17 protein-coding genes are annotated in these 21,994 nt (G+C 60.0%); 12 read left to right on the top strand and 5 right to left on the bottom strand.

Annotated features, from left to right (window positions below; all coding sequences use genetic code 11):
* On the bottom strand, window positions 1-330 hold the full coding sequence (locus tag G9Q84_RS11410; RefSeq protein ID WP_032886512.1) for a DUF6388 family protein: 330 nt from the start codon (window positions 328-330) through the stop codon (window positions 1-3).
* A gap of 285 nt (window positions 331-615) precedes the next feature.
* Here G9Q84_RS11410 and G9Q84_RS11405 point away from each other — a divergent pair, with 285 nt between their 5' ends.
* Window positions 616-2,691 carry a PTS sugar transporter subunit IIC/EAL domain-containing protein gene (locus tag G9Q84_RS11405; protein ID WP_095184563.1) on the top strand — a complete coding sequence of 692 codons (2,076 nt, stop codon included), beginning with the start codon at window positions 616-618 and terminating at the stop codon, window positions 2,689-2,691.
* On the opposite strand, the gene G9Q84_RS11400 is transcribed toward G9Q84_RS11405, so the two are convergent.
* From G9Q84_RS11400 to G9Q84_RS11390, 3 genes are read right to left on the bottom strand one after another with little or no spacing between them, the layout of a single operon-like run.
* A complete protein-coding gene (locus tag G9Q84_RS11400) occupies window positions 2,688-3,521 on the bottom strand; it encodes a metal-dependent hydrolase (RefSeq protein ID WP_099602284.1) in 834 nt (277 codons plus the stop codon). The genes G9Q84_RS11405 and G9Q84_RS11400 overlap by 4 nt on opposite strands.
* 15 nt (window positions 3,522-3,536) lie before the next feature.
* Window positions 3,537-4,427 carry an SDR family NAD(P)-dependent oxidoreductase gene (locus tag G9Q84_RS11395; protein WP_032886509.1) on the bottom strand — a complete coding sequence of 297 codons (891 nt, stop codon included), beginning with the start codon at window positions 4,425-4,427 and terminating at the stop codon, window positions 3,537-3,539.
* On the bottom strand, window positions 4,424-5,962 hold the full coding sequence (locus tag G9Q84_RS11390; RefSeq protein WP_181643329.1) for a flavin-containing monooxygenase: 1,539 nt from the start codon (window positions 5,960-5,962) through the stop codon (window positions 4,424-4,426). The genes G9Q84_RS11395 and G9Q84_RS11390 overlap by 4 nt, the downstream gene beginning before the upstream one ends.
* A 276-nt stretch (window positions 5,963-6,238) precedes the next feature.
* Here G9Q84_RS11390 and G9Q84_RS11385 point away from each other — a divergent pair, with 276 nt between their 5' ends.
* From G9Q84_RS11385 to G9Q84_RS11340, 11 genes are all read left to right on the top strand, one after another.
* A complete protein-coding gene (locus G9Q84_RS11385; protein ID WP_032886507.1) occupies window positions 6,239-7,228 on the top strand; it encodes an alpha/beta fold hydrolase in 990 nt (329 codons plus the stop codon).
* Window positions 7,229-7,522: 294 nt separating this feature from the next.
* Complete coding sequence (locus G9Q84_RS11380) at window positions 7,523-8,803, top strand: alkane 1-monooxygenase (RefSeq protein ID WP_095184567.1); 1,281 nt, start codon at window positions 7,523-7,525, stop codon at window positions 8,801-8,803.
* A gap of 113 nt (window positions 8,804-8,916) precedes the next feature.
* Window positions 8,917-9,411, top strand: coding sequence for an alkane oxidation protein activator PraA (gene praA / locus G9Q84_RS11375; protein WP_032886505.1), 495 nt, complete (start codon window positions 8,917-8,919; stop codon window positions 9,409-9,411).
* Between the two features lie 133 nt (window positions 9,412-9,544).
* Window positions 9,545-10,048 carry an alkane oxidation protein activator PraB gene (gene praB / locus G9Q84_RS11370; protein WP_081797686.1) on the top strand — a complete coding sequence of 168 codons (504 nt, stop codon included), beginning with the start codon at window positions 9,545-9,547 and terminating at the stop codon, window positions 10,046-10,048.
* Between the two features lie 222 nt (window positions 10,049-10,270).
* Entirely contained in the window at window positions 10,271-10,774 is a 504-nt protein-coding gene (gene praB / locus G9Q84_RS29605; protein ID WP_277419709.1) for an alkane oxidation protein activator PraB, read from the top strand.
* A gap of 127 nt (window positions 10,775-10,901) precedes the next feature.
* A complete protein-coding gene (locus G9Q84_RS11365) occupies window positions 10,902-12,317 on the top strand; it encodes an outer membrane protein transport protein (protein ID WP_181643328.1) in 1,416 nt (471 codons plus the stop codon).
* Window positions 12,318-12,606: 289 nt separating this feature from the next.
* Window positions 12,607-15,132 carry an acyl-CoA dehydrogenase gene (locus G9Q84_RS11360; protein WP_181643327.1) on the top strand — a complete coding sequence of 842 codons (2,526 nt, stop codon included), beginning with the start codon at window positions 12,607-12,609 and terminating at the stop codon, window positions 15,130-15,132.
* Between the two features lie 149 nt (window positions 15,133-15,281).
* Complete coding sequence (locus G9Q84_RS11355) at window positions 15,282-16,625, top strand: 3-oxoacyl-ACP reductase (protein ID WP_095184571.1); 1,344 nt, start codon at window positions 15,282-15,284, stop codon at window positions 16,623-16,625.
* A gap of 3 nt (window positions 16,626-16,628) precedes the next feature.
* Window positions 16,629-17,519, top strand: a complete 891-nt coding sequence (locus tag G9Q84_RS11350) for a MaoC/PaaZ C-terminal domain-containing protein (protein WP_032886501.1) — start codon at window positions 16,629-16,631, stop codon at window positions 17,517-17,519.
* A complete protein-coding gene (locus G9Q84_RS11345; protein ID WP_181643326.1) occupies window positions 17,516-18,814 on the top strand; it encodes an acetyl-CoA C-acetyltransferase in 1,299 nt (432 codons plus the stop codon). The genes G9Q84_RS11350 and G9Q84_RS11345 overlap by 4 nt, the downstream gene beginning before the upstream one ends.
* A gap of 31 nt (window positions 18,815-18,845) precedes the next feature.
* Window positions 18,846-20,549, top strand: a complete 1,704-nt coding sequence (locus tag G9Q84_RS11340) for an AMP-binding protein (RefSeq protein ID WP_099602292.1) — start codon at window positions 18,846-18,848, stop codon at window positions 20,547-20,549.
* Window positions 20,550-20,683: 134 nt separating this feature from the next.
* On the opposite strand, the gene G9Q84_RS11335 is transcribed toward G9Q84_RS11340, so the two are convergent.
* Complete coding sequence (locus G9Q84_RS11335) at window positions 20,684-21,799, bottom strand: Gfo/Idh/MocA family protein (RefSeq protein WP_181643325.1); 1,116 nt, start codon at window positions 21,797-21,799, stop codon at window positions 20,684-20,686.
* Between the last annotated feature and the right edge of the window lie 195 nt (window positions 21,800-21,994).

The raw sequence follows: 21,994 nt of genomic DNA, 5'->3' as shown, positions 1-21,994 counted from the left end.
TCAGCCGTTCAAATCGTGCAGTTGGCAGTATTCGACCCAACTCAGTCCGGCCATCTGCGCCACTTCCTTGTGCACTTCCAGGCGCAGGGCCTCGAAGTCCTCGGAGGAGTCGGTGGTCAGTTTGAGTGTCAACTCCCATGCAAAGAGACCCTGGCGTTCGGCTTCTGCCTCAAACGCTTCATGCAACCGTTCGGCGCGGTACTGTGCCAGGGTTTCGCCCTTGGCCTGGGCGGCCAGCGGGTTCAGGGTGTTCAGTTCTGCGGCCACATCGGGGTGTTCGTTCAAGAATCGGTCCAGCGCGAGCTGGTGGTTATCGCCAGGTGGTGACAAGGGTGTGCTCCAAATCAGATGGAATCAGGCTTCAGTTTTTGGCCCGAGACGAGCCATATGCGCATTAAGCGCAGACAACAGGTATTGAAGCAGATTCCAGGATCGGCCCAGGTCACAACATTCAACAATTGAAAAAAAACCGGCGTTGCCTGCTATTCATTGCTGAAATTTCCGCCCTGAACATGGCAAAAGGCTTTCGCTCCCGGTGTCAGGACGTGTAGCGTTAGCCCCGGTATTTTGGGCACTGCCTTCCATGGGCAGAGGGCGATGGGCAGAGGGTGGGTCATGGCGCAAACGCTGTTCAAACTGTTCTTCACCCAGCGTCTGGCTGCCTTGGCCAGTACCGAGTCGTTGCGTGCGATCCGCGAAGGGCTGCTGTGGATCCTGCCGTGCCTGCTGGTGTCAGCGGGTTTTCTGATCCTGTCCGAATGTGCGCGGGTACTGGGGTTCGATCCGCAAGTGGTAGCGCTTCTCGCAGGGTTGCACAACCAGATCAGTTCAGTGATTCCGCTGCTGGTGGCGGCTTCCATCGGTTACATGCTGGCGATTCAGTACCGCCTGCCGCAGTTACCGGTGGCGTTTCTGTGCCTGGCTCATGTAGTGGTCGCGACCTTTATCCTGCGCGAATACCCCCGCGCGTCTGCCACGTTCGTCCTGTTTATCGCCATTGCCTCACCGCTGTTGAACGTGCCGGCCATGGCCTGGCTGTACCGCTACCGCTGGACCCGCCTGGTCAATGAAGACCTGGTAGGGCACAACCTGCGGGGTACGATCAATATGGTGGTGCCCGGTGCCATCACCGCTCTGGCGCTGGTGGTGGCGCTGTCTTTGTTGCTGCAGATTCCTTATGTGGCGCAGTTGCAGGGGCCCCAGGTGATTGAAGCCCTGGAGTCGCCCTATGGCAGCGGTTTGTTTGTCACGTTGATGAACTCGCTGTTGTGGTTTTTCGGGATCCACGGCGTGTACGCCATGCAACCGCTGTTCGACGTACTGGATCAGGCGGTGGTGCTCAACGGCGCCGCGCTGGCAGCAGGTGAGCCGATTAAATATGTACTCAACAGCGGCCTATTGGGCAGTTTTGCCTTTATCGGCGGCTCGGGCGGTGCATTGTGCTTGCTGGTGGCAATCCTGCTGTTTTCCAAGAGTCAGTCGATGCGCCTGCTGGCCGTGGCGAGCTTGCCGCTCTCGCTGTTCAACGTCAGTGAAGTCCTGCTGTTCGGCCTGCCGATCATCCTCAACCCACGCCTGTTCATTCCGTTTCTGGTAGTCCCTGCCCTGAACGCAATGGTGGCGTTGACCGTGGTGGAGTTGGGGTGGGTATCTCCGGCGGTGGCCAGCGTGCCGTTCACTTCCCCGGTATTGCTCAATGCCTACCTGAGCACCCACGGCGATCTGGCGGCAGTCGCGCTGCAAGTAACGCTATTGGCCCTGGGCACCCTGGTGTACGCGCCGTATGTACGTGCAATCCATCGCCAGGCCGCTGAAGGTGGAACGGTGTACCTGAAATCCCTCGACATGACCTTCCGAGGCCTCGAAGAGAAAGGCCGGCTGCGCGAGCTGGACCCGGTGCTGGCGTCCCACAGGACCTTCGCGCGCCAAGCCAATGAACTGAGCCACATCCAACAGATCAGCGACTACGAGTTCTACCTTGAATTCCAGCCGCAGGTCTCGACACGCACCGGCCTGTGTACTGGCTGCGAAGCGCTGATGCGCGCCCGCGATGCCCAGGGCACCGTGCACTCGCCGTGGGAATTCCTGCAATGGTTGGCGCAGGCGCGGCTGATGCCGGACGTGGATGTGTGGGTGGCGTCCCAGGCGATTCGTCAGTATCAGAAGTGGCAAAAGCTCGGTTTTGCGCTGCCCATGACCATCAACATTTCCAGCGCGACCCTGACCGACGCGGCCTATGGCGAACGCCTCGTGGAAATCCTCGCTCAGGCCCATGGGCAGGTGTCGGTGGAAATCACCGAAGACGCGCTGATCAGCGACATCCCGGCCACGCGCCAGACCATCCGCAAATTGCAGGACATCGGCGCCAAGGTCTATATCGATGACTTCGGCACCGGGTTTTCGGCCCTGAGCTATCTGCACCAATTCCCGGTGGACTTCATCAAGATCGATCGCAGTTTCGTGGTGGCCCAACACGATCCCAAAGGCGCCCAAGTGCTGACCGGCATGCTGCGTTTCTGCGAAGCGCTGAACCTGGGCGTGGTGGTGGAGGGTGTGGAGACCGCCGAGCAGTTGGCCTTCCTGAACACCGGCCCTGAGTTGATTATCCAGGGCTGGTATTTCAGCAAGGCACTGCCGGGCGATCAGTTGGAAGGCTTTGTGCGCGAGCGTGAAGCCTTGGCGCAAGCCTAGTAGCCGCGCTGAGTCTGTTCGATGTCTTCGATCAGGCTGTCGATGCCCTCCAGGCGCGCGCGGTTATCGTGGTCCCATGGATGAAAGCCGGGTTTGAAGTAGTGCAGCCAAGGCCGCAGCATCCGTGGGAAAACTCCCTTGGGCCCATACAGAAACTTCAGCATGCGCCAGAAGCCTTTGAGGTGCCCGCCGGCCTTACGGTCTGCGATCAAGAGGCGTACGTGGAAATCCAGTACGACCAGCCAGAAGAACACCGTGGTGGTCAGCATGGCGCCGGTGCGCAGCAGATAGCGCTTGGGGCCGGGCTTGATCACCGTATTCCACACGTCGAAGGCCACAGCCTTGTGTTCGGTTTCCTCCAGAGCGTGCCAGTACCACATCTGCTGGTAGCCCTTGAGTGAGTCGCCAAAGCGGGACGGATCGCTGAGCAGGATTTCCGCAAGCATCGCTGTGTAGTGCTCAAGGGCAATGGTGATTGCCAGGTTGAAGGCGGGCGGAAAGTGTTTTTTCTGCAGGTCCAGGACGAACTTGAGACGACGGTCCAGGGTGTGTGCCGGCAGCCCTGCCGCTTGCATCAGGTCGTTGTAGGCCACGTGTTCACGGCTGTGCATCGCCTCCTGACCGATAAAGCCCTGGATCTCTTTTTTCAGCGCAGGGTCCTCCACGCGCTGGCGGTAGTGGCGCACGCTGTCCATGAAAAACAGCTCGCCCTGGGGAAACAGCAGGGACAGGGCATTGAAAAAATGCGTGATGAACGGGCCCTGTTCGTGCCAGTTGGTGATGCGCTCGGCGGGCAGGACAAAACGGACGTCGCGGCGGATAGGCAGCATAGTGCGTGCTCCTGTTCAGAGACGGGGTTCGTCATTGGTTTCAAATACTGGCCTGCGTTGCTTGGGCGCCATGCGTTTGCTGGCGAACACCACCAACGCCTGATAGGCCGCGGGCAGGCAACGGGCGAGCAGGTCGAGGAAATACGCATCGCGGCCGATCAGCACGCGGCGTTTGTTTTTGCGGATGCCTTGGAGGATCACTTTGGCGGCCTGGTCGGCATCGGTGATGAAGAGTTTTTCGAAATCGGCGCGGGCTTGCTGTTCGCTGTGGATCAAGAAGCCGGTCATGTTCGCGTCGATGCGGCTGCTGCGGCAGATGTCGGTCCGAATGCCACCGGGGTGAACGCAGGTGGCCGACACGCCGCAGCGTTGCAGATCCAGTTCCTGGCGCAGTGCTTCGGTGAAGCCGCGCACGGCGAATTTAGTGGCGTTGTAGCCGCTCATTCCCGGTTGGGCAAACAGGCCAAACACGCTGGAGGTGTTGATTACATGACCTTCGCCGCTGGCTTTGAGATAGGGCAGGAACGCCTTGGTGCCGTGGACTACTCCCCAGAAGTTGATGCCGACAATCCATTCCAGGTCGGCATAGTCCACGCCCTCCACGGTGCTGGAGAGGGCCACCCCGGCATTGTTGAACACTAGGTTGACCTGGCCGTGCTCAGCCATGCAGCGCGCGGCCCATTCTTCCATGGCCTGGCGATCGGACACGTCCAGCACCTGGGTGGTGATCATCACGGGTGACAGGGTGGAGGTCTTGATCAGCGTCAGGGTTTGCTCCAGGCCTGAGGCGTTTTTGTCCGCCAGTGCCAGATGGCAACCTTCCCGCGCGAGTGCCAGAGCCAACGCGCGACCCATGCCGGATGCCGCGCCAGTGATGGCCGCCACGCGACCGTTGAATGACTTCATGACAGGCTGCCTTCTGCGGTGGAATGGGCGGCCGCCGCGGGACGGGCGGGCGTATTGAGCGGTAACCGATCGACTTCATAGTCCTTGAGCGCAAACTGTCGCGTGACCTGCTTGAAGCGCCACGTGGAGCCGGGCCACAGGGTGGTGTTTTTGCCGGTGCGCGGGTCGAGGTACCAGCTCTGGCAACCGCCGGTGTTCCAGATGGTGCGCTTGAGTTGGTCCTGCAGTCGGCGGTTGTACGCTTGTTCCACCGCCGGCTTGACGTCCACTGTGGCGATGCGCTGGCGCTGCATCTGCTTGAGTGCGTCGAGGATGTAGGTCACCTGCGCCTCGATCATCAGGATCATCGAGTTATGCCCCAGACCGGTATTGGGCCCGACGATCAAAAACAGGTTGGGATAACCCGGTACCGTCGTGCCCTTGTAGGCATGGGCGCCGTCGTGCCAGGCGTCCATCAGGTCCACACCGTCGCGCCCGATGATGCAGTCGCGGGGCACGGGGTCGGTAGCTTGGAAGCCGGTGCCGAATATCAGGCAATCGGCCGGGTGCTTGATGCCGTCGGCGGTGATCACGCCGTCGGCTTCGATGCGCAGCACGCGGTCGGTGACCACCTCGACATTGCTGCGCGACAGCGCCGGGTAGTAGTCATTGGAGATCAGCACGCGCTTGCAGCCGATGGTGTAGTCCGGCGTCAGGGTCTTGCGCAGGGACGGGCGGGCCACTTGCTTGTGCAGATGGCGTTGGGCGATTTTCTGCACCATCTTCATCAGCCTCGGGTGCAGGGCAAAGCCCACTACGCGACCTTCCAGCGCCCAGTAAAAGGCGCCGCGCACCAGGCGCTGGGTGAAAGGCAGGTGCTTGAACAGCCAGCGTTCGAGGGGCGAAATTGCCCGGTCAGGCTTGGGCATGATCCACGGTGGCGTGCGCTGGAACAGGTCCAGGTGGGCCACCTGCGGCGCAATCTGCGGCACGAACTGGATGGCACTGGCGCCGGTGCCGATCACCGCCACGCGTTTGCCTTTCAAGGAATAGTCATGGTCCCACTGCTGGGAGTGGAAGCGCTTGCCCTTGAAGTTCTCCAGGCCTGGAATCTCCGGCAGCGCCGGGCGCGACAGGCCGCCCATACCCGATACCAGCACCCGTGCGCTCACGTGCCGGCCATCGCTGAAGCTCAATTGCCAGCGTTGCTGCTGCTCATCGAATACTGCGCGTTCAAGGCCCTTGTTGAAACGCAGGTAAGGCGCCAGGCCGAAGCGCACAGCGCATTGCTCCAAGTAGGCGCGTATTTCCGCTTGGCGCGCGAACTGCCGCGTCCAGTTCGGGTTGGGCGCAAAGGAAAACGAATACACATGGGACTGCACATCGCAGGCGCAGCCTGGGTAGTGGTTGTCCCGCCAAGTACCGCCGAGGGTCTCGGCCTGTTCGGCGATAAAGAAGTCGGTGAACCCGGCCTCTTTGAGTTTGATGGCCATGCACAGGCCGGCGAAGCCTGAACCGATGATGGCGATGTCGATGGATTCACTGTGGGCATTCATAGGCTGTCCTTGATGGGCATCGGATGTGCTCCTGTTTTTGTTTTGTCTTTTAGATAAAACACCATTGCAAAGAAAAATTGAATTAATTATTTTAAAAAAGATTTTAAATAATCTACCTGAAAATATCGCCTACGCTAGGACCATGTTTGGTATGCACCACTTGTCCGACGGACGAGCACGGTCCGCATGAGGTCATAGTCCAGGGGGCGGGCGATGGCTGAGGCCTTGACCAATTCCGGTCGGGTCGCCAGCAGCAGGGAAGCAGAGGACCGAGCTATGGCTGTGGAGTGGGTTGCCGCTGCGGCGGGCGCAAGTGCGGTGTTATGGGGCTTCAGCGCCTGGATGACACGGCGCATTGAAGCCGCTGTCCCCATCAATGGGCGCTTGGTGGAGGTCGATGGCGAGCGCTTTCATTATGTAGAAGAGGGCAAAGGCCCACCCCTGGTGATGATTCACGGGCTGATGGGCAGCAGTCGCAACCTGACCTATGCCTTGTCCGGCCAGTTGCGTGAGCATTTTCGGGTGATCACCCTCGACCGTCCCGGGTCGGGTTATTCCACGCGTCATAAAGGCACGGCAGCGGACCTGCCGGCCCAGGCGCGTCAGGTCGCAGCGTTTATGCGAGCACTGGGCCTGGAAAAGCCCCTGGTGTTGGGGCATTCCCTGGGCGGAGCGATATCCCTGGCCCTGGCCCTCGACCACCCCGAGGCCGTATCCGGCCTGGTGCTGGTGGCGCCGCTGACCCATCCCCAACCCACCTTGCCGTTGGTGTTCTGGTCGCTGGCGGTGCGACCGGCCTGGTTACGGCGCTGGGTCGCCCATACCCTCACCGTGCCCATTGGCCTGTTGACCCGGCGTTCGGTGGTCAAGGGCGTATTCGCCCCGGACACCGCTCCCGAAGATTTCGCCACCCAGGGCGGCGGGCTGCTGGGCATGCGCCCCGACAACTTTTATGCAGCCTCCAGCGAGATCGCACAGGTCAACGACTTCCTGCCGGACATGGTCAAGCGCTACTCGCAACTGACGCTGCCCATCGGCCTGATCTATGGCGCGCGAGACAAGGTGCTGGACTTTCGCAAACACGGCCAGGCCCTCGCCGACAAAGTGCCAGGCCTCAAGCTGCAAGTGGTGGAAGGGCGCGGCCATATGCTGCCGATCACCGCCACGGCGCGAGTGGTTGAGGCGGTGTTGCAGGTGGCCAAGCGCGCGCGTCCGGCGCAAACGGCCACAGTCCTGCATCCGCCCTTTGCCCTGGCGAACAAATAATCGTGGTCCTCATTGCGGGTTCGAACGGCGCAAATGCTTGCCCTAGAGACCTGACCAAACGGCTGAAAAAGAGACTGCTCGGTCACGTAAAAAAGGCTTCGAAAAAGTAGTTGACGACCTAACGATTCCGCGTTATTTATTTAAAAAAATATTTCAATGTTTGTTTTGAAATGATTTTTGAAATGCCTAAGAGCGAATAAAAATGAAAAAAACGTCTTTTATCGCATGGTTGATTTCCCGGAGCCTTCTTCGCTCCCTGAACCTGTTTTCCACCTCCCTGCCAAGGAGGCTGCCATGAACCAGACTCTGGCAGCGCCAAGCGTGTGGACCGATGGCAAGCGCCACCTGTGGTGGTTGGGCATCATGCCGTTGGCCACACCCCTGTTGTCCGGCTCCCTTGCCATTTTCACCGGCGTCCAGCAGTTATGGTGGGTCGGCGTGCTGGTGATCTTCGGGCTGATCCCACTGATTGACGGCCTGCTCGGCGAAGACGTGAGCAACCCGCCCGAGTCGGCTGTCAGCCATCTGGAAACCCAACGCTACTACCGCTGGATCGTCTACACCGGCGTGCTTTTCGTCATCTCATCAGTGATCATTACCGGCTGGCTGGCTGCCGGCGGCATCGAATGGATCATCCAAGGTGGTCTGTTGCACGCCACCGCTCACCTTGATCCTTCCAACTGGCTGGTCCACGCCGCCAGTTACATCACCGATCGCACGCAACTGCATGGCGCACCGAGCTGGTTCACCTACTTGGGCATGGCCATGTCGACCGGCGCCGCCACCGGCATTGCCATCAACACCGCCCATGAACTGGGGCACAAACCCAACGCCTTGGAAGTGTTCCTGGCCAAGGTCACATTGGCACCGACCTTCTACGGGCACTTCTACACCGAGCACAACCGTGGTCACCATGTGCGTGTCGCCACGCCAGAAGACCCCGCCAGCTCGCGCCTGGGCGAAAGTTTCTGGGCCTTCCTACCGCGCTCGGTGTGGTTCAGTGCGCACTCCGCGTGGAACCTGGAGCGCGAACGCTTGCGCAAACTCGGCCTGCCGGCCTGGCACTGGAAGAACGGTGTACTCAGTGCCTGGATGTACAGCGTAGTGCTGTGGGGCGCGATGATTGCCTGGCTGGGGGCGGCGGTGATTCCCTTCTTGATTATCCAGGGCATCTACGGGTTCTCGTTGCTGGAAGTCGTGAACTATGTCGAACACTACGGCCTGAAACGCCAGAAGTTACCCAATGGTCGTTATGAACGCTGCTCGCCTCGGCACTCCTGGAACAGTAATCGGATTGTCACCAATATCTTTCTGTTCCAATTGCAGCGGCACTCCGACCACCACGCCAACCCCACGCGCAGTTATCAGTCGCTGCGCCACTTTGATGAATCGCCGCAACTGCCCTATGGGTACGCGAGCATGATTGTCTGGGCCTATGTACCTTACTTATGGCGCCGGCGCATGGACCATCGGGTGCTTAATCATTACGCCGGGGATATCAGCCTGACCAATCTTCAGCCCTCACAACGTTTGAAGTATCTGGAGAAGTACAGCAACAGCGCCAAGCCGTTCTGACATGAAGTAATACCCAGTTGTGTACTCGGGGCCTTAAATGCCGCGCAGGATTTTATCGCCCCGAGTAAGTGGTTTGACCCGAACAACAATAATTAAAGGGAAGGACGTACACCATGCAATCACCTGCCAAGTTCACTACCCATATTCTATTGGCTGCACTGGGCCTGATCGTTTATCACCAGGCCCAGGCCGCCCGTATCGAACCGGCCGGCAGTGCGTTCACCGCCCAAGGCCCCATCAGTTTTTCCAAGGGGGCGCTGATCAGCGCCGACTGCACCATTAAGGTCGCGGGCAAAGTCGCTGCCGATGGTTCATCCGTGAATGTCGACAAAGTTGAGTTCGATGGCGGCCTCAAGTGCAGCCGGGTCGAAGCCACCAACTTGCCGTGGGTGCTGGTGGCAAAAGACACCAAAAGCGGTTCCATGTCGAATATCAGCGTGGATGTGCACGCCTTCGGACTGGGCGGCAAGTGCGGGCCTTCTACCGCTGATGGCACGTGGGACAACGCCACCGGAAAGTTGGAAGCGGCCAATGTGCCCATTGGCGAAGACTGCAAAATCAAGACGGTGTCGATCAAGATGCCGCCCACCTTCAAAGTAGTTGAATAACGCCGTCCACGTTTAGAGCGGTAATTGAATTGAGATTTGGCTGGAAAGGGAAGTTCTGCAGTTTCACCGTGACCTCTCGTTCATGGCCATTACCCCCTGGCGAATGACTCGCCATTACATGTGAGGAAAAACAATGAAAAGTTTGAAAACCCTCGTTTGTGCAACTTCTTTTGCTCTGTGCTTTGGTGCCGTTTCGATGGCAAACGCCGCGACCATTGCACCTGCTGGTGCCGCTTTTACCACCTCGGGCTCTATCACCGTTAAGTCGCCGGCGTCCCTGAATATTCCGGTCACTTGCAACATTATCTTCACCGGTACCGTGGCGAGTGGTGGTGCTGGAGCTTCGATTACCGGCGCCACGGTCAGCGGTTCCAACCCGCTGTGCGGCGTTCCGGTGTTGAGCAACCTGCCATGGCCGCTGACGGTCGCTGGTACTGGGCCTGACGCGTTCACCGGCACTGTTTCGGGTGTGAAATTCAAAATCGCCTCTGACTGCAGCGCTACGCCGGTGACCATCGCGGTCAACTGGAAGAACTCCACCAACACGCTGGGTATTTCTACGCCTCAAACCGTGGGCTCTTGCACAATTACCGCCCTTACCGCTGTTCCAAGTCCAGCGTTCACCGTTAGCCCATAAGTACCCTGAGTACTTGACGTGATGATCACACGTTGAAACTGGCAAGTGCCTCGTAAGAGGCACTTGTTTGAAAAAGTTTGCAAGGGTGGAATACAACAATAAGGAGTGGCGCATGAGTATTAAGAGAACAGCCGCACGCAGTCTATTGGGCTTTAGCATTTCATCTGATCAGTGGCGCTACGCATAGGCGAAGTGACTCGCCAGACCCTGTGAGGAATAACAATGAAAAGCTTGAAAACGTTCGGTTGTGTAACACTCTTTGCTCTTTGCGGTGGGGCCATATCGACCGCCAGTGCGGCCACTATTGCCCCTGCCGGTAGCGCATTTACCACAGCGGGCACTATTACTATAAAGTCTCCCCTTAGTCTTAATGTACCAGTGACTTGCAACTTCGCGATGGCCGGTTCGGTTGCATCTGATGGATCAGTTGCAGCGATTACCAGTGCCGTGTTCAGCGGTTCAAACCCCATATGCTCAATTCCTGTCGCGAGTAATTTTGTGTGGCGTTTGAAGCTGACAGGTAGCGGTCCCGACGTGTTCCCCGGAACGCTTGGTGCGTTGAAGTTAAAGGTTGCATCGGACTGTAGCAGTTCTCCAGTGAACATCAGTGTTATCTGGAAAAACTCTACTAACACCCTGAGCATCACAAGCCCTCAAACCGTGGGGGCTTGCACGATCACAGGTCTCACTGCTTCACCCAGTCCGGCGTTTACTGTTTCTCCGTAAATGGCCTGGGTGCTGGATGGGACGGTCATGAATTGCAGTGAGCAAGTGCCTGGCAAGAGGCACTTGTTGAAGTAAACCGGGTTCGGAAAAACCGTTATCGGTGCTTAACAACTATAAGGAGTCGGGCATGAATAATAAGAAAGCACACGCACGCACGTTAATAAACCTGGCCGTTATCGGCGGCCTGATGGTTATAGCCGGCAGTGCGCAAGCCGGTGGGTTCTCTACTCCGACGTTCGGGGCGGAAGGCTGGGGCCGCGCGTTCGGTGGTGGTTCGATGTTTAAGGATGATCCGTCATCGGCTTACAACAACCCGGCGGCGATGGCGTTCATTGATCACAATATCTCGCAGTTCAACGTTGACTACGCGCGTATCAATATTCACTACAAAGGTACCGCCAAAGACTACGCAGGCAATCCGACCTCCACCACGACTGTTAACCCCGATACCTTTGAGTTCAATTCCGTGCCCCGCGATGGTGATGGAGGGCAGGGCGGTTTTACCGCCTGGGTGCCGACCGGATTCATGGTCATGCCGATCGGTGACCGTTTCGCTTTCGGTCTCAGCCAAGTGGTGCCCATGGGCGCACGTACCACCTGGGACAATGACTGGAAGGGCCGGGATTTTGCGGTTGACACGCGCATCGAAACCGTCGGGTTGACGGGGTCGCTTTCGTTCAAGGTCAACGATGAGTTTTCCATCGGCGGTGGCGCGATTGTTCAGCACACCAAAGGCTTCGTCAGCCAGAACGTTGACCTCTATGCCGCCGCTGCACTTGCTCCGAATTCGATCCCATTCCCGGCGGGCATTGGCTACTCGCTCATGCGAGTCAAAGTCGACAATACCTCGGTGGGCTGGTTTGCCGGCCTGGCCTGGAAGCCAACCCCACAAGACACTCTGGGTTTGAACTACCACGCCAAGATCAAGAACAAGCTTGAAGGCAAATACAACATCTACGCTGACGAAGGCTCCCAGGGCCTGATCGATGCTGGGTTGCCGGGCATTTTGTATCCAGGTCTCAACCTTCAAATGAACGGTAAAGCCTCCACCCAATTGGACGTTCCTGCCAGCGCAGCGATTGATTGGGTTCACCAGTTCAATGATCGTTTTACCCTCGGTGCCAGTGTCTTGTGGACCCAATGGTCGTCATTCAAAAACCTGACCCTGAAGTCTGAGGGGTCGACCATCGTTGCCATCCCTTACAACTACAAGGACGCCTGGATGGTCTCTCTCGGCGGCGACTATAAGCTCACCGATGATTTCACGTTGCGCGCCGGTGTTGCGACGGACCAGACACCTACCCGTAACTCCACCCGCGACCCGCGTATCCCGGATGGCGACCGGATCTTCACCTCGCTGGGCTTCGGTTACAAAATCAGAGCGATTCCAGGCCTGGGCATCGACGGCTCCTACTCCCACCAGTTCGTGGAAAAAGCCAAGTTGAAAACCCAGAACCAGGATCGTCTCGGGGGGGCAACCCTGGACGGCAAGGCCGAAGCCTATGGCGATGTCGTGAGCCTGGGGGTCACTTACAACTTCTGATCCTGTGTTACGCCGTGCCGGTGCGAAGCCCGCAGTCAGCGCATCTTTCTGCAGGTTTTTCACCGGTAATGCAACGAAGGGGTCGCCCACGCGACCCGTTCCGATTTCGTCCAATTCGCGTTGATTCGGCTGACAGGTTCAGTCGCTATTTTTTTCGCTTAAGCATTAAATAAAAATTTCAAAACAAAATTTGAAATTAGCTTTCCAAGTTTGTAGTGTGGCTTTACGCCGCAGGTCAATTCGACCTTGCGCACGTAAACCACGCCCTGAATCGAGTAGAGGTATCCCCATGGTTATCTGGTTATTGGTGGGTTTCGCAGCCGCGATTGCCCTGGCGTATCGACAAGCTGCCTCGACCCTGTGGTTAGGGGCCGGCTTGATCTGGTTGGCACTGGGTTACGTGTTCAACGTGGTGGCAGGTTTTGGGGCCAGCGTCGCGGCGCTGCTGGTGATAGCGCCCGCGTTGCTGATGACGATCAAACCCCTGCGTCGCACCTTGCTCACCAGCAAGGCCCTCGGCCTCTTTCGCACGATCATGCCGGCAATGTCCGACACCGAGCGTGCGGCTATCGAGTCCGGTACCGTGTGGTGGGACGCCGAGTTGTTCAGCGGCAAACCCGATTGGCAGCGCCTGTTGCAAGCCGCGCCGGCCAGCCTCAGCGCCGAGGAGCAAGCCTTCCTCGACAATGAAGTGGAAACCTTGTGCGACATCGCCAACGACTGGGAAACCACCCAGGTCTGGCAGGACATGTCCCCCGAAGGCTGGCAGTACACCAAGGATGCCGGTTTCCTCGGCATGATCATTCCCAAGCAGTACGGCGGCAAAGGCTTCTCCCACTATGCCCATTCGCAAGTGGTGATGAAGCTGTCGACGCGCTGCTCGGCGGCGGCGATTTCGGTGATGGTGCCCAACTCCCTCGGCCCGGCCGAGCTGTTGCTGCACTACGGCACCGACGCCCAACGTAATTACTACCTGCCGCGCCTGGCTCGGGGTGAAGACATCCCGTGCTTTGCCCTGACCAGCCCGTATGCGGGCTCGGATGCCGGGGCCATTCCAGACTTGGGTATTGTCTGTAAGGGCATGCACGAGGGCGAAGAAGTGCTGGGTTTCAAAGTGACCTGGGACAAGCGCTATATCACCCTCGGCCCCATCGCCACCGTGCTGGGCCTGGCGTTTCGCGCTGAAGACCCGGACGGCTTGCTGGGCCCGAAAGGTTCGCTCGGCATCACCTGCGCACTGATCCCCACGTCCCACCCCGGCGTAAACAGCGGTCGCCGCCATTGGCCACTTAACGCCGTATTCCAGAACGGCCCAACCACCGGCAAGGACGTCTTCATCCCGTTGGAATGGGTGATCGGCGGCCGTGAGCAAGTCGGTAATGGCTGGCGCATGCTGATGGAGTGCCTAGCAGCGGGCCGTGCCATTTCGTTGCCGTCGGCCAACGTCGGCCTGGCCAAGGTTGCGGTGCGTGGCACTACGGCTTATGCCGCGATGCGCAAGCAGTTCGGCCTGCCCATCGGCAAGTTCGAAGGGGTGCAGGCACCTCTGGCGCGCATGGCCGGGCATTTGTATGCCTGCGATGCGGTGCGCAAGGTATCGGTAGCGTCCCTGGATGCCGGCGAGAAACCTTCGGTGATCTCCGCCATTGCGAAGTACCACGTCACCGAGCGTGCGCGAATCATCGTCAACGACGGCATGGACATCGTCGCCGGCAAGGGCATTTGCATGGGCCCGAATAACTTCCTGGCCCGTGCGTATCAGCAAAGCCCCATCGCCATCACGGTGGAAGGCGCGAATATCATGACGCGCTGCCTCATCATCTTTGGCCAGGGCCTGATCCGTTGCCATCCCTATGTGTTCCGTGAGATGGAAGCGGCGCGCAACCCGGACCGGCGTAAGGCGCTGGAAGACTTTGACAGCGCGATGTTCGGCCACGTGAGTTTCGTGCTAGCCAACACCGTACGTGCGGCGGTGCATTCGCTGACTGGCGGCCGTCTGATTTCCGCACCTGCCAAGACCGACCCCGCGCTGGCGTCCTACTACCGCCAGGCCAATCGTCTGTCGGTGGTGCTGGCGCTGATCTCGGACATTTCCATGGGTGTGCTGGGCGGTGCCCTCAAGCGCAAGGAAAGTATCACCGGGCGTCTGGGGGATATTCTGTCGCAGCTGTACATTTTGTCCTGCGTGCTCAAGCGTTTCGAGGATGACGGCCGGCCTCAGTCAGACCTGCCGCTGGTGCACTGGTCGGCTCAGGATGCGCTAGTGCGTGCTCATGAAGCCCTTGCCGAAGTGCTGGAAAACTACCCCTCCAAAGCCGCCGCCGCCGTGGTGCGCGGCCTGACGTTCCCGTTCGGCATTCCGCTGCGCAAACCGTCGGATCGCCTACTGGCCCAGGTGGCCGATGTGGTGCAGACACCGTGCGAGACCCGTGACCGGTTGTTGGCCAATTCCTACATTCCACGTCCGGAAATCGACAAGTTGGCGTATGGCGAGTTGGGCTTCCGTCTGCTGCCACAAGTGGAGCTGATCGACGCCCGGCTCAAGCCTGCCATCAAGCAAGGCGTGCTCGAACCGATGCCTATTTCCGGCACGGCTTTCACCACCTGGCGCGTCAAGGCCAGGGCGCTGGACTTGATCAGCGACGACGAAGACGCCTTGCTCGCGCGCTATGTGGAATACGCCGATCACGGTATCCAGGTGGATGACTTCCCGCAGGACTTTGGTTTGCTGGAGGCCTTGCAGCAGCGCAAGCAGGCGTTGGAACCGGCCACCAAGCGGCGCAGCAGCCAAAGCGAAAACGCCTCGGTCAACTAGGACAAACGCGGCCAGTGTGGGAGGGCGCTTGCACCCGATAGCAATCCATCAGTCACCGACTCATTGGCTGAACCACCGCTATCGGGGGCATGCCCCTCCCACATGGACCGGGTTTACAAGGTCAGAATGTGTTGTGAGTGAATGCTGATATGAGTGACAGCTACCTATCGTTCGTCAATTCCCCCTGGGGCCGTCGCCTGGCCCAGGCAGTGGGCTTGCCCCAGCCCGTGCCGTTGCAACGCCATCGCAGCGGTCAGCCGGGCCTGGCTAATCCGGTGATTGTCGCCGGGGCAGGGCGCTTGGCCTCCCAGGTGCACCAGGTCTTCAGCGCCACCGACACGGTCGCGGCTACCCCGGCAACGCTCAAGGCGCCGTCTACGGTCAAGGCGCAGGGCGCGGTGTATGACGCCAGCGCGGTGGTCGACCTTAAACAGTTGGATGAGCTGTACGTATTCTTCCACGCCAACGCCAAGCGCCTGGGCCAACACGCACGGGTCGTGGTGCTCGGCACTGCACCTGAGCATTGCGCGGACTTGCCCCACGCCGTCGCCCAACGCGCCCTAGAAGGGCTGGTGCGTTCGCTGGCCAAGGAGCTGCGTCGGGCGATCACCGTCCAGTTGCTTTATGTTGCGCCAGGCGCCGAAGACGGGTTGGACAGCAGCCTGCGTTTCTTCCTGTCGCGGCGTTCGGCCTATGTGTCGGGGCAAGTGGTGCGATTGGAAAAACCGGTGGATGGCAACCCTAGTGTCAACTGGGACAAGCCTTTCGCTGGCCGACGTGCGCTGGTCACTGGCGCTTCCCGTGGCATCGGTTTGGCCATCGCCCAAGTCTTGGCGCGTGAAGGGGCGCACGTGGTGTGTGTGGACGTGCCCCAGGCCCAGCAATCGTTGGAACAGGCCGCCGCCAGCGTCGATGGTTCAGCGTTGCCCCTGGACATCACCGCGCCGGACGCAGCCTCGTCGTTGCTGGCCCACGTCAGCCAATACGGCGCGTTCGATGTGGTGGTGCACAACGCCGGCATCACCCGCGACAAGACCATCGCAAAAATGCCCGAAGCGGCCTGGCGCGATGTGCTGGCGGTCAACCTCGAAGCACCGTTGCACCTGAGCACCGCATTGATGGAAAACCAGGGGCTTAATCCCGGTGGGCGCATTGTGTGTGTGTCATCGATTTCCGGTATTGCCGGCAACCTCGGCCAAAGCAACTACGCCACCTCCAAGGCTGGCGTGATCGGTCTGGTGCAAGGCCTCGCGACACGCGCCGCCACGCAGCAGGTGACGGTGAATGCCGTAGCGCCGGGGTTTATCGAGACCCAGATGACAGCAAAGATCCCCCTGATGATTCGCGAAGCAGGGCGGCGCATGAACTCTATGAGCCAGGGCGGGCAGCCCATCGATGTGGCCGAGACCATCGCCTGGTTGGCGCATCCCGCGTCGGGTGGCGTCAATGGCCAAGTCGTTCGTGTGTGCGGCCAAAGTCTGCTGGGAGCCTGAGCCATGGACTACGTGACCCAGATTATCGACCCGCCGCCCTCGCGCACCCAGTTGTTGCTGGATGGCGTGCGCGCCCTGCGTAAGCCCAAGTTCGACGGCGCGCCGGTACTGCCCAAGGAGCGGCTGGTGCGCTCGGCGGTGGGGTTATCCGCCGCCGGCATCGCCGCCTATGGCCGTGCCTGCGGGTTCCGGCGCGAGCAGGGTGTGCCGCTGTCCTATCCCCATGTGCTGGCGTTCCCGCTGCACTTGATGCTGTTGACCCGGCCAAGCTTCCCGTACCCGGCCAGCGGCATGGTGCACTTGGCCAATCGCATTCGTCAGCACCAGCGCCTGCACGAAGGTCAGGCCTTGCGCCTGGAGGTGTATGCCGAGCGCTGGGTCGCCCACCCCAAGGGCCAGGCGCTGAGCATCGCCACACGCGCTTACAGCGCCGGCACCCTGGCGTGGGAAAGCGACAGCCTCTACCTGCGCCGCGACGTAAAAGACCCGATCGGCGAGCCCTGGGGCGACGCGTTGCCATTGCAGGAACACGGCCTGCTGCGCACCCAGCGCTGGGTTTTACCCGCCGACCTGGGCCGGCGCTTCGCCAAGGTTTCGGGGGATTTCAACCCAATCCACACCTCGGTGATCGGCGCAAAACTCTTCGGTTTCCGCCGCGCCATCGCCCACGGCATGTGGACGCTTGGCCGCGCCTTGGCCGCCCAGCAACCGCCCGGTGGATTGGATCAGGCCGAAGCCCATTGCGACTTCAAGTTGCCGATCTTTTTGCCCGGCCAAGTTGCCCTGTGGCAACACCCTGTGACCGGCCCGCGTCGCGAATTCGAAGTGCGCAATTTCGCCGGCGACAAACCCCATATGCGCGGGCTATTTGTCTGGAATGAGAGCCATACATGAGTGACTACAGCTTCAATCCGGCCCCGACCCGCCGCGTGGCGATTATCGGCGGCAACCGTATCCCTTTTGCCCGTTCCAACACGGTGTATGCCCACGACAGCAACCAGGATTTGCTGGTAGCGGCGCTGCAAGGCTTGGTCGACCGTTACAACCTGCATGGCCAGCGCCTGGGCGAGTTTGCCGCCGGCGCGGTGATCAAGCATTCGCGGGATTTCAACCTCGCACGTGAGTCCCTGCTATCAACCACCTTGTCCCCCGAGACCCCGGCCTACGATCTGCAACAAGCCTGCGGCACGGGCCTGGAAGCGGCATTGCTGGTGGCGAATAAAATCGCCCTGGGCCAGATCGAAGTAGGCATTGCCGGTGGCGCCGATACCACCTCCGACGCCCCCATCGGCATCAACGAATCCTTGCGCCATACCTTGCTCGCAGCCAACCGCGCCAAGGGCTTGGGCGACAAGCTCAAGGCTCTGTTGAAGGCGCGGCCGTCGATGTTCTTCAAACCGCTGCTGCCACGCAACGGCGAGCCGCGCACCGGTTTGTCCATGGGCGAGCACTGCGAAGAAATGGCCAAGCGCTGGCAGATCAAGCGCCTGGCCCAAGATGAGCTGACCCTCACTAGCCACCAACGCCTGGATGCCGCGTACAAACGCGGTTTCTTCGAGGACCTGATCAGCCCCCACCGCGGCCTGACCCGTGACAACAATCTGCGGGCCGACGCCAGCCTGGAAAAACTCGCCGGTCTATCCCCAGCCTACGACCGCCAGAACGGCACGCTCACAGCGGGCAACTCCACGCCCCTGACCGATGGCGCCTCGGTGGTGCTGCTGGCCAGCGAAGAGTGGGCGGCCGCCAACGGCTGGCCGGTGCTGGCTTACCTACGCACCGGCGAAACCGCCGCGGTGAGTTTTGTCGACGGCACCGAAGGTCTGCTGATGGCCCCGGCCTATGCCGTGCCGCGCATGCTCAAGCGCGAAGGCCTGAGCTTTGCCGACTTCGATTTTTTCGAAATCCACGAAGCCTTTGCCGCTCAGGTGTTGTGCACCCTCAAGGCCTGGGAAGACGCCGACTATTGCCGCGAACGCCTGGGACTCGACGCGCCGCTGGGCGTCATCGACCGCGCCAAAATGAACGTCAACGGCGGTTCCCTCGGCTGTGGTCATCCGTTTGCCGCCACCGGTGGCCGGCAATTGGCGGCGTTGGCCAAGGCCATCCACGAGCGCGGCGGCGGGCGCGGGTTGATCTCGATCTGTGCAGCGGGCGGGCTGGGCATTACCGCCATTGTCGAAAAGTAGCGCTACCCAAAATAACAATAAGGAGACTGCCATGAACGCTATCAGCCAGGAACACACCGAACGCGTGTGGTTGAACGCTTATCTGCCCGGCGTCCCGGCAGACATTGATGCCGCGATTGAGGAATACCCATCGCTGCGGGAAGTATTCCTGGAGCACCTGGAAAAATTCCGTGAGCGCGTGGCTTACGTCAGCATCGGCACCGAAATGACCTACGCCGACTGGCAGGTCCAAGGCATTGCGTTTGCCGCCTGGCTCCAGGGCCAGGGCGTACAGCCGGGCGACCGTGTGGCGCTGATGATGCCCAATTGCTTGCAGTACCCGATCTGCCTGCTCGGCACCATCCTGGCTGGCGCGGTGGTGGTCAACGTCAACCCGCTGTACACCGCCCACGAACTCAAACACTTGCTCAAGGACAGCGGCGCCGAGACGGTGGTGATCTTCGAAAACTTCGCCCACACCCTGGAGAAGGTTGTGGCTGGCAGCAGCGTCAAGCGCGTGGTAATCGCGGCCATCGGCGACTTGCTCGGCACCTTCAAGGGCGCGGCAATGAACTTCATCCTGCGCAGCGTGCAGAAGCAGGTACCCGCGTTCAAGCTGCCGGGGGCGGTACGTTTCAATCGGGTGTTGAAACAGGGGCGGGCCCTCAACCACTTTCCGGTGAGCATGGCCCTGGATGACCTGGCCTTCCTGCAATACACCGGCGGCACCACTGGCGACGCCAAAGGCGTGATGCTCAGCCACCGTAATATCATCGCCAACCTATTGCAGGCCAAGGCGTGGGTCGGCGACCAACTGGACCAACACAAGCAGGAAACCAACGTCACGTTGCTGCCGCTGTACCACATCTTTTCCCTGACGGTGAACTGCCTGATGTTCATGTGCCTGGGCGGGCGCAACATCCTCATCGCGAACCCTCGGGACGTGAAGCGGGTGCAGATGATCCTGCGCAAGGAGCGCTTCAACGGCATTGCCGGGGTCAACACACTGTTTAACGGCTTGCTGGAAAACAAGGAGTTCTGCGCGCGGGACTTTTCCGACCTGCGCATGGTGATCGCCGGCGGCATGGCCACCCATACGGCGGTGGCCAAGCGCTGGAAGGAAGTCACTGGGCTGCCGATCATCGAAGGTTATGGCCTGACCGAGTGCTCGCCGGTAGTGAGCATCAGCCCGATCAACATTGCGCGCATGCGCGAGATGGAATTCACCGGCAGCATCGGTGTGCCGTTGCCGTCCACCTGGGTGCGCTTTATGCGTGAGGACGGTGAACTCGCCGACATTGGCGAGCAGGGCGAACTGCAAGTGCGTGGCCCGCAGGTGATGCAGGGCTACTGGAAACGCCCCGAGGCAACCGCCGAGGTGCTGGATGCGCAGGGCTGGTTGTCCACCGGCGATATTGGCGTGATGGACGAGCGCGGCTATATCCGCCTGGTGGATCGCAAGAAGGACATGATCCTGGTCTCGGGCTTCAACGTGTATCCGAATGAAATCGAAGACGTGGTGGCGATGCACCCCGGCGTAGGCGAAGTAGCCGCGATTGGCGTGGAGGACGGCGTCACGGGCGAGAAAGTGAAGATCATCGTGGTGCGCAAGGACCCGAACCTGACCCAGGAACAGATCCTCGCCCATTGCCGGGAATACCTGACGGGCTACAAGGTGCCCAGGTATGTGGAGTTTCGCACCACCGAGTTGCCTAAAACCACCGTGGGTAAAGTGCTGCGCCGAGCCTTGCGCTGATTTAAATGTGTGTAGGCGATCTAAATGTGTAGGTGATCTAAATGTGGGAGGGGGCTTGCCCCCGATGGCGGTGGCCCAGTTGGAACATCTTCGTCTGACACACCGCCATCGGGAGCAAGCCCCCTCCCACATGTTCAAACCGAGTTCACGTTGACCCAACGTTCTTCCTGGGCAGCCACGCGAATCGCCGTCGCCAACCGCTCCACTTCCCACGCGGCTTCAAAGTCGGTGCCATCGGTCCCCTGGCCTGCGACGGCCATGATCAATTCTTGCACTTCCAGGGTCTTTAACTCGTTGTAGCCAAGTTGGTGTCCCGCTGCCGGGCTGAACGCCGCATAACCGGGCAGGGAAGGGCCGGCCAGCAAGCGTTGGAAGCCGTCCTGGCCGACACGGCACAGGCGAAGCTCATTCAAGCGCTCCTGATCGAACGCCAAGGTGCCTTTGGTGCCGCTGATCTCGAAGCTCAAGTGGTTCTTGTAGCCATGTTTGAGCCAACTGCTGCTCACCGTGCCGCGCGCGCCATTGGCGAAACGCAGCAGGGCATGTACCTGGTCATCCACGGCGATAGGTTTGAGTTCGTTGCTGCCTTTGACAGCCGGGCGTTGAACGTGGACGGTCTGGGTATCGGCGCAGACGCTGACCACATTCCCGACCAGATAGCGCGCCATCGACAGCAAGTGGCTGCCCAAGTCCGCCAGGGCGCCGCCGGCGTGTTCCACTTCGCAGCGCCAGGACCAGGGTGATGTTGGGTCAGCCATAAAGTCTTCGCTGAACTCGCCCTGGAAGCTGATGAGGTCACCCAACTCGCCACTGGCGATCAATTGCCGCGCCAAGGTGATCATCGGGTTGTGTTGATAGTTGTAGCCCACCCGGGTTACTACCCCGGCGGCACTGGCGGCGCGGCGCATGGCGTCGGCCTGTTCCAGGCTCACGGCCAGGGGTTTTTCGCAATACACCGCTTTGCCGGCGGCAATCGCGGCCATCGCCATGGGGTAGTGCAGGTGGTTGGGGGTGGTGATGGCCACGATATCGACCTTGGGGTCGTTGATCAGCGCCTGCCAGTCGCCATGGGCGTGATCGAACCCCCAGGACGAGGCGCAGTGCTGGGCGCGTTCGGTGTCGGCATCGGCCAGGGCGGCCAGCTTCAGGGTGACTGGCAGTTCAAACACCGCCCGGGCATTGTTGAACGCCAAGGCGTGGGCGCGGCCCATGAAGCCTGTGCCGATCAAGCCGATTCCGAGTTCACGCATAGCCGTGGTCCTTTGGATTATTGTTTTCAGGATGTGCATTAATGGAATAAAAATTCCCATATTTCAATAGATGGAATAAAAATTCATTAACGCCTCGGTAATCACCTTGGCGAATGCAGCTATATTCACCAAGTGGCCAAAAGCCGCCAGTTAACAAAAGATAACGTAGCGCCGATTGTCAGACGATTCCAAAGC

Source organism: Pseudomonas sivasensis (assembly GCF_013778505.1).
Lineage (GTDB): Bacteria > Pseudomonadota > Gammaproteobacteria > Pseudomonadales > Pseudomonadaceae > Aquipseudomonas > Aquipseudomonas sivasensis.
The sequence above is the reverse complement of the archived record's forward strand: the minus strand, read 5'-3'. Positions and strand labels throughout refer to the sequence as shown.

Bases quoted from the DNA above. Each gene is read 5' to 3' on its own strand.
- G9Q84_RS11380 (WP_095184567.1), top strand. From the start codon at position 7,523: ATGAACCAGACTCTGGCAGCGCCAAGCGTGTGGACCGATGGCAAGCGC.
- G9Q84_RS11395 (WP_032886509.1), bottom strand. From the start codon at position 4,427: ATGAAGTCATTCAACGGTCGCGTGGCGGCCATCACTGGCGCGGCATCC.
- G9Q84_RS11340 (WP_099602292.1), top strand. From the start codon at position 18,846: ATGAACGCTATCAGCCAGGAACACACCGAACGCGTGTGGTTGAACGCT.
- praA (WP_032886505.1), top strand. From the start codon at position 8,917: ATGCAATCACCTGCCAAGTTCACTACCCATATTCTATTGGCTGCACTG.
- G9Q84_RS11355 (WP_095184571.1), top strand. From the start codon at position 15,282: ATGAGTGACAGCTACCTATCGTTCGTCAATTCCCCCTGGGGCCGTCGC.
- G9Q84_RS11405 (WP_095184563.1), top strand. From the start codon at position 616: ATGGCGCAAACGCTGTTCAAACTGTTCTTCACCCAGCGTCTGGCTGCC.
- G9Q84_RS11390 (WP_181643329.1), bottom strand. From the start codon at position 5,962: ATGAATGCCCACAGTGAATCCATCGACATCGCCATCATCGGTTCAGGC.
- G9Q84_RS11360 (WP_181643327.1), top strand. From the start codon at position 12,607: ATGGTTATCTGGTTATTGGTGGGTTTCGCAGCCGCGATTGCCCTGGCG.
- praB (WP_277419709.1), top strand. From the start codon at position 10,271: ATGAAAAGCTTGAAAACGTTCGGTTGTGTAACACTCTTTGCTCTTTGC.
- G9Q84_RS11350 (WP_032886501.1), top strand. From the start codon at position 16,629: ATGGACTACGTGACCCAGATTATCGACCCGCCGCCCTCGCGCACCCAG.
- G9Q84_RS11365 (WP_181643328.1), top strand. From the start codon at position 10,902: ATGAATAATAAGAAAGCACACGCACGCACGTTAATAAACCTGGCCGTT.
- G9Q84_RS11345 (WP_181643326.1), top strand. From the start codon at position 17,516: ATGAGTGACTACAGCTTCAATCCGGCCCCGACCCGCCGCGTGGCGATT.
- praB (WP_081797686.1), top strand. From the start codon at position 9,545: ATGAAAAGTTTGAAAACCCTCGTTTGTGCAACTTCTTTTGCTCTGTGC.
- G9Q84_RS11385 (WP_032886507.1), top strand. From the start codon at position 6,239: ATGGCTGTGGAGTGGGTTGCCGCTGCGGCGGGCGCAAGTGCGGTGTTA.
- G9Q84_RS11400 (WP_099602284.1), bottom strand. From the start codon at position 3,521: ATGCTGCCTATCCGCCGCGACGTCCGTTTTGTCCTGCCCGCCGAGCGC.
- G9Q84_RS11335 (WP_181643325.1), bottom strand. From the start codon at position 21,799: ATGCGTGAACTCGGAATCGGCTTGATCGGCACAGGCTTCATGGGCCGC.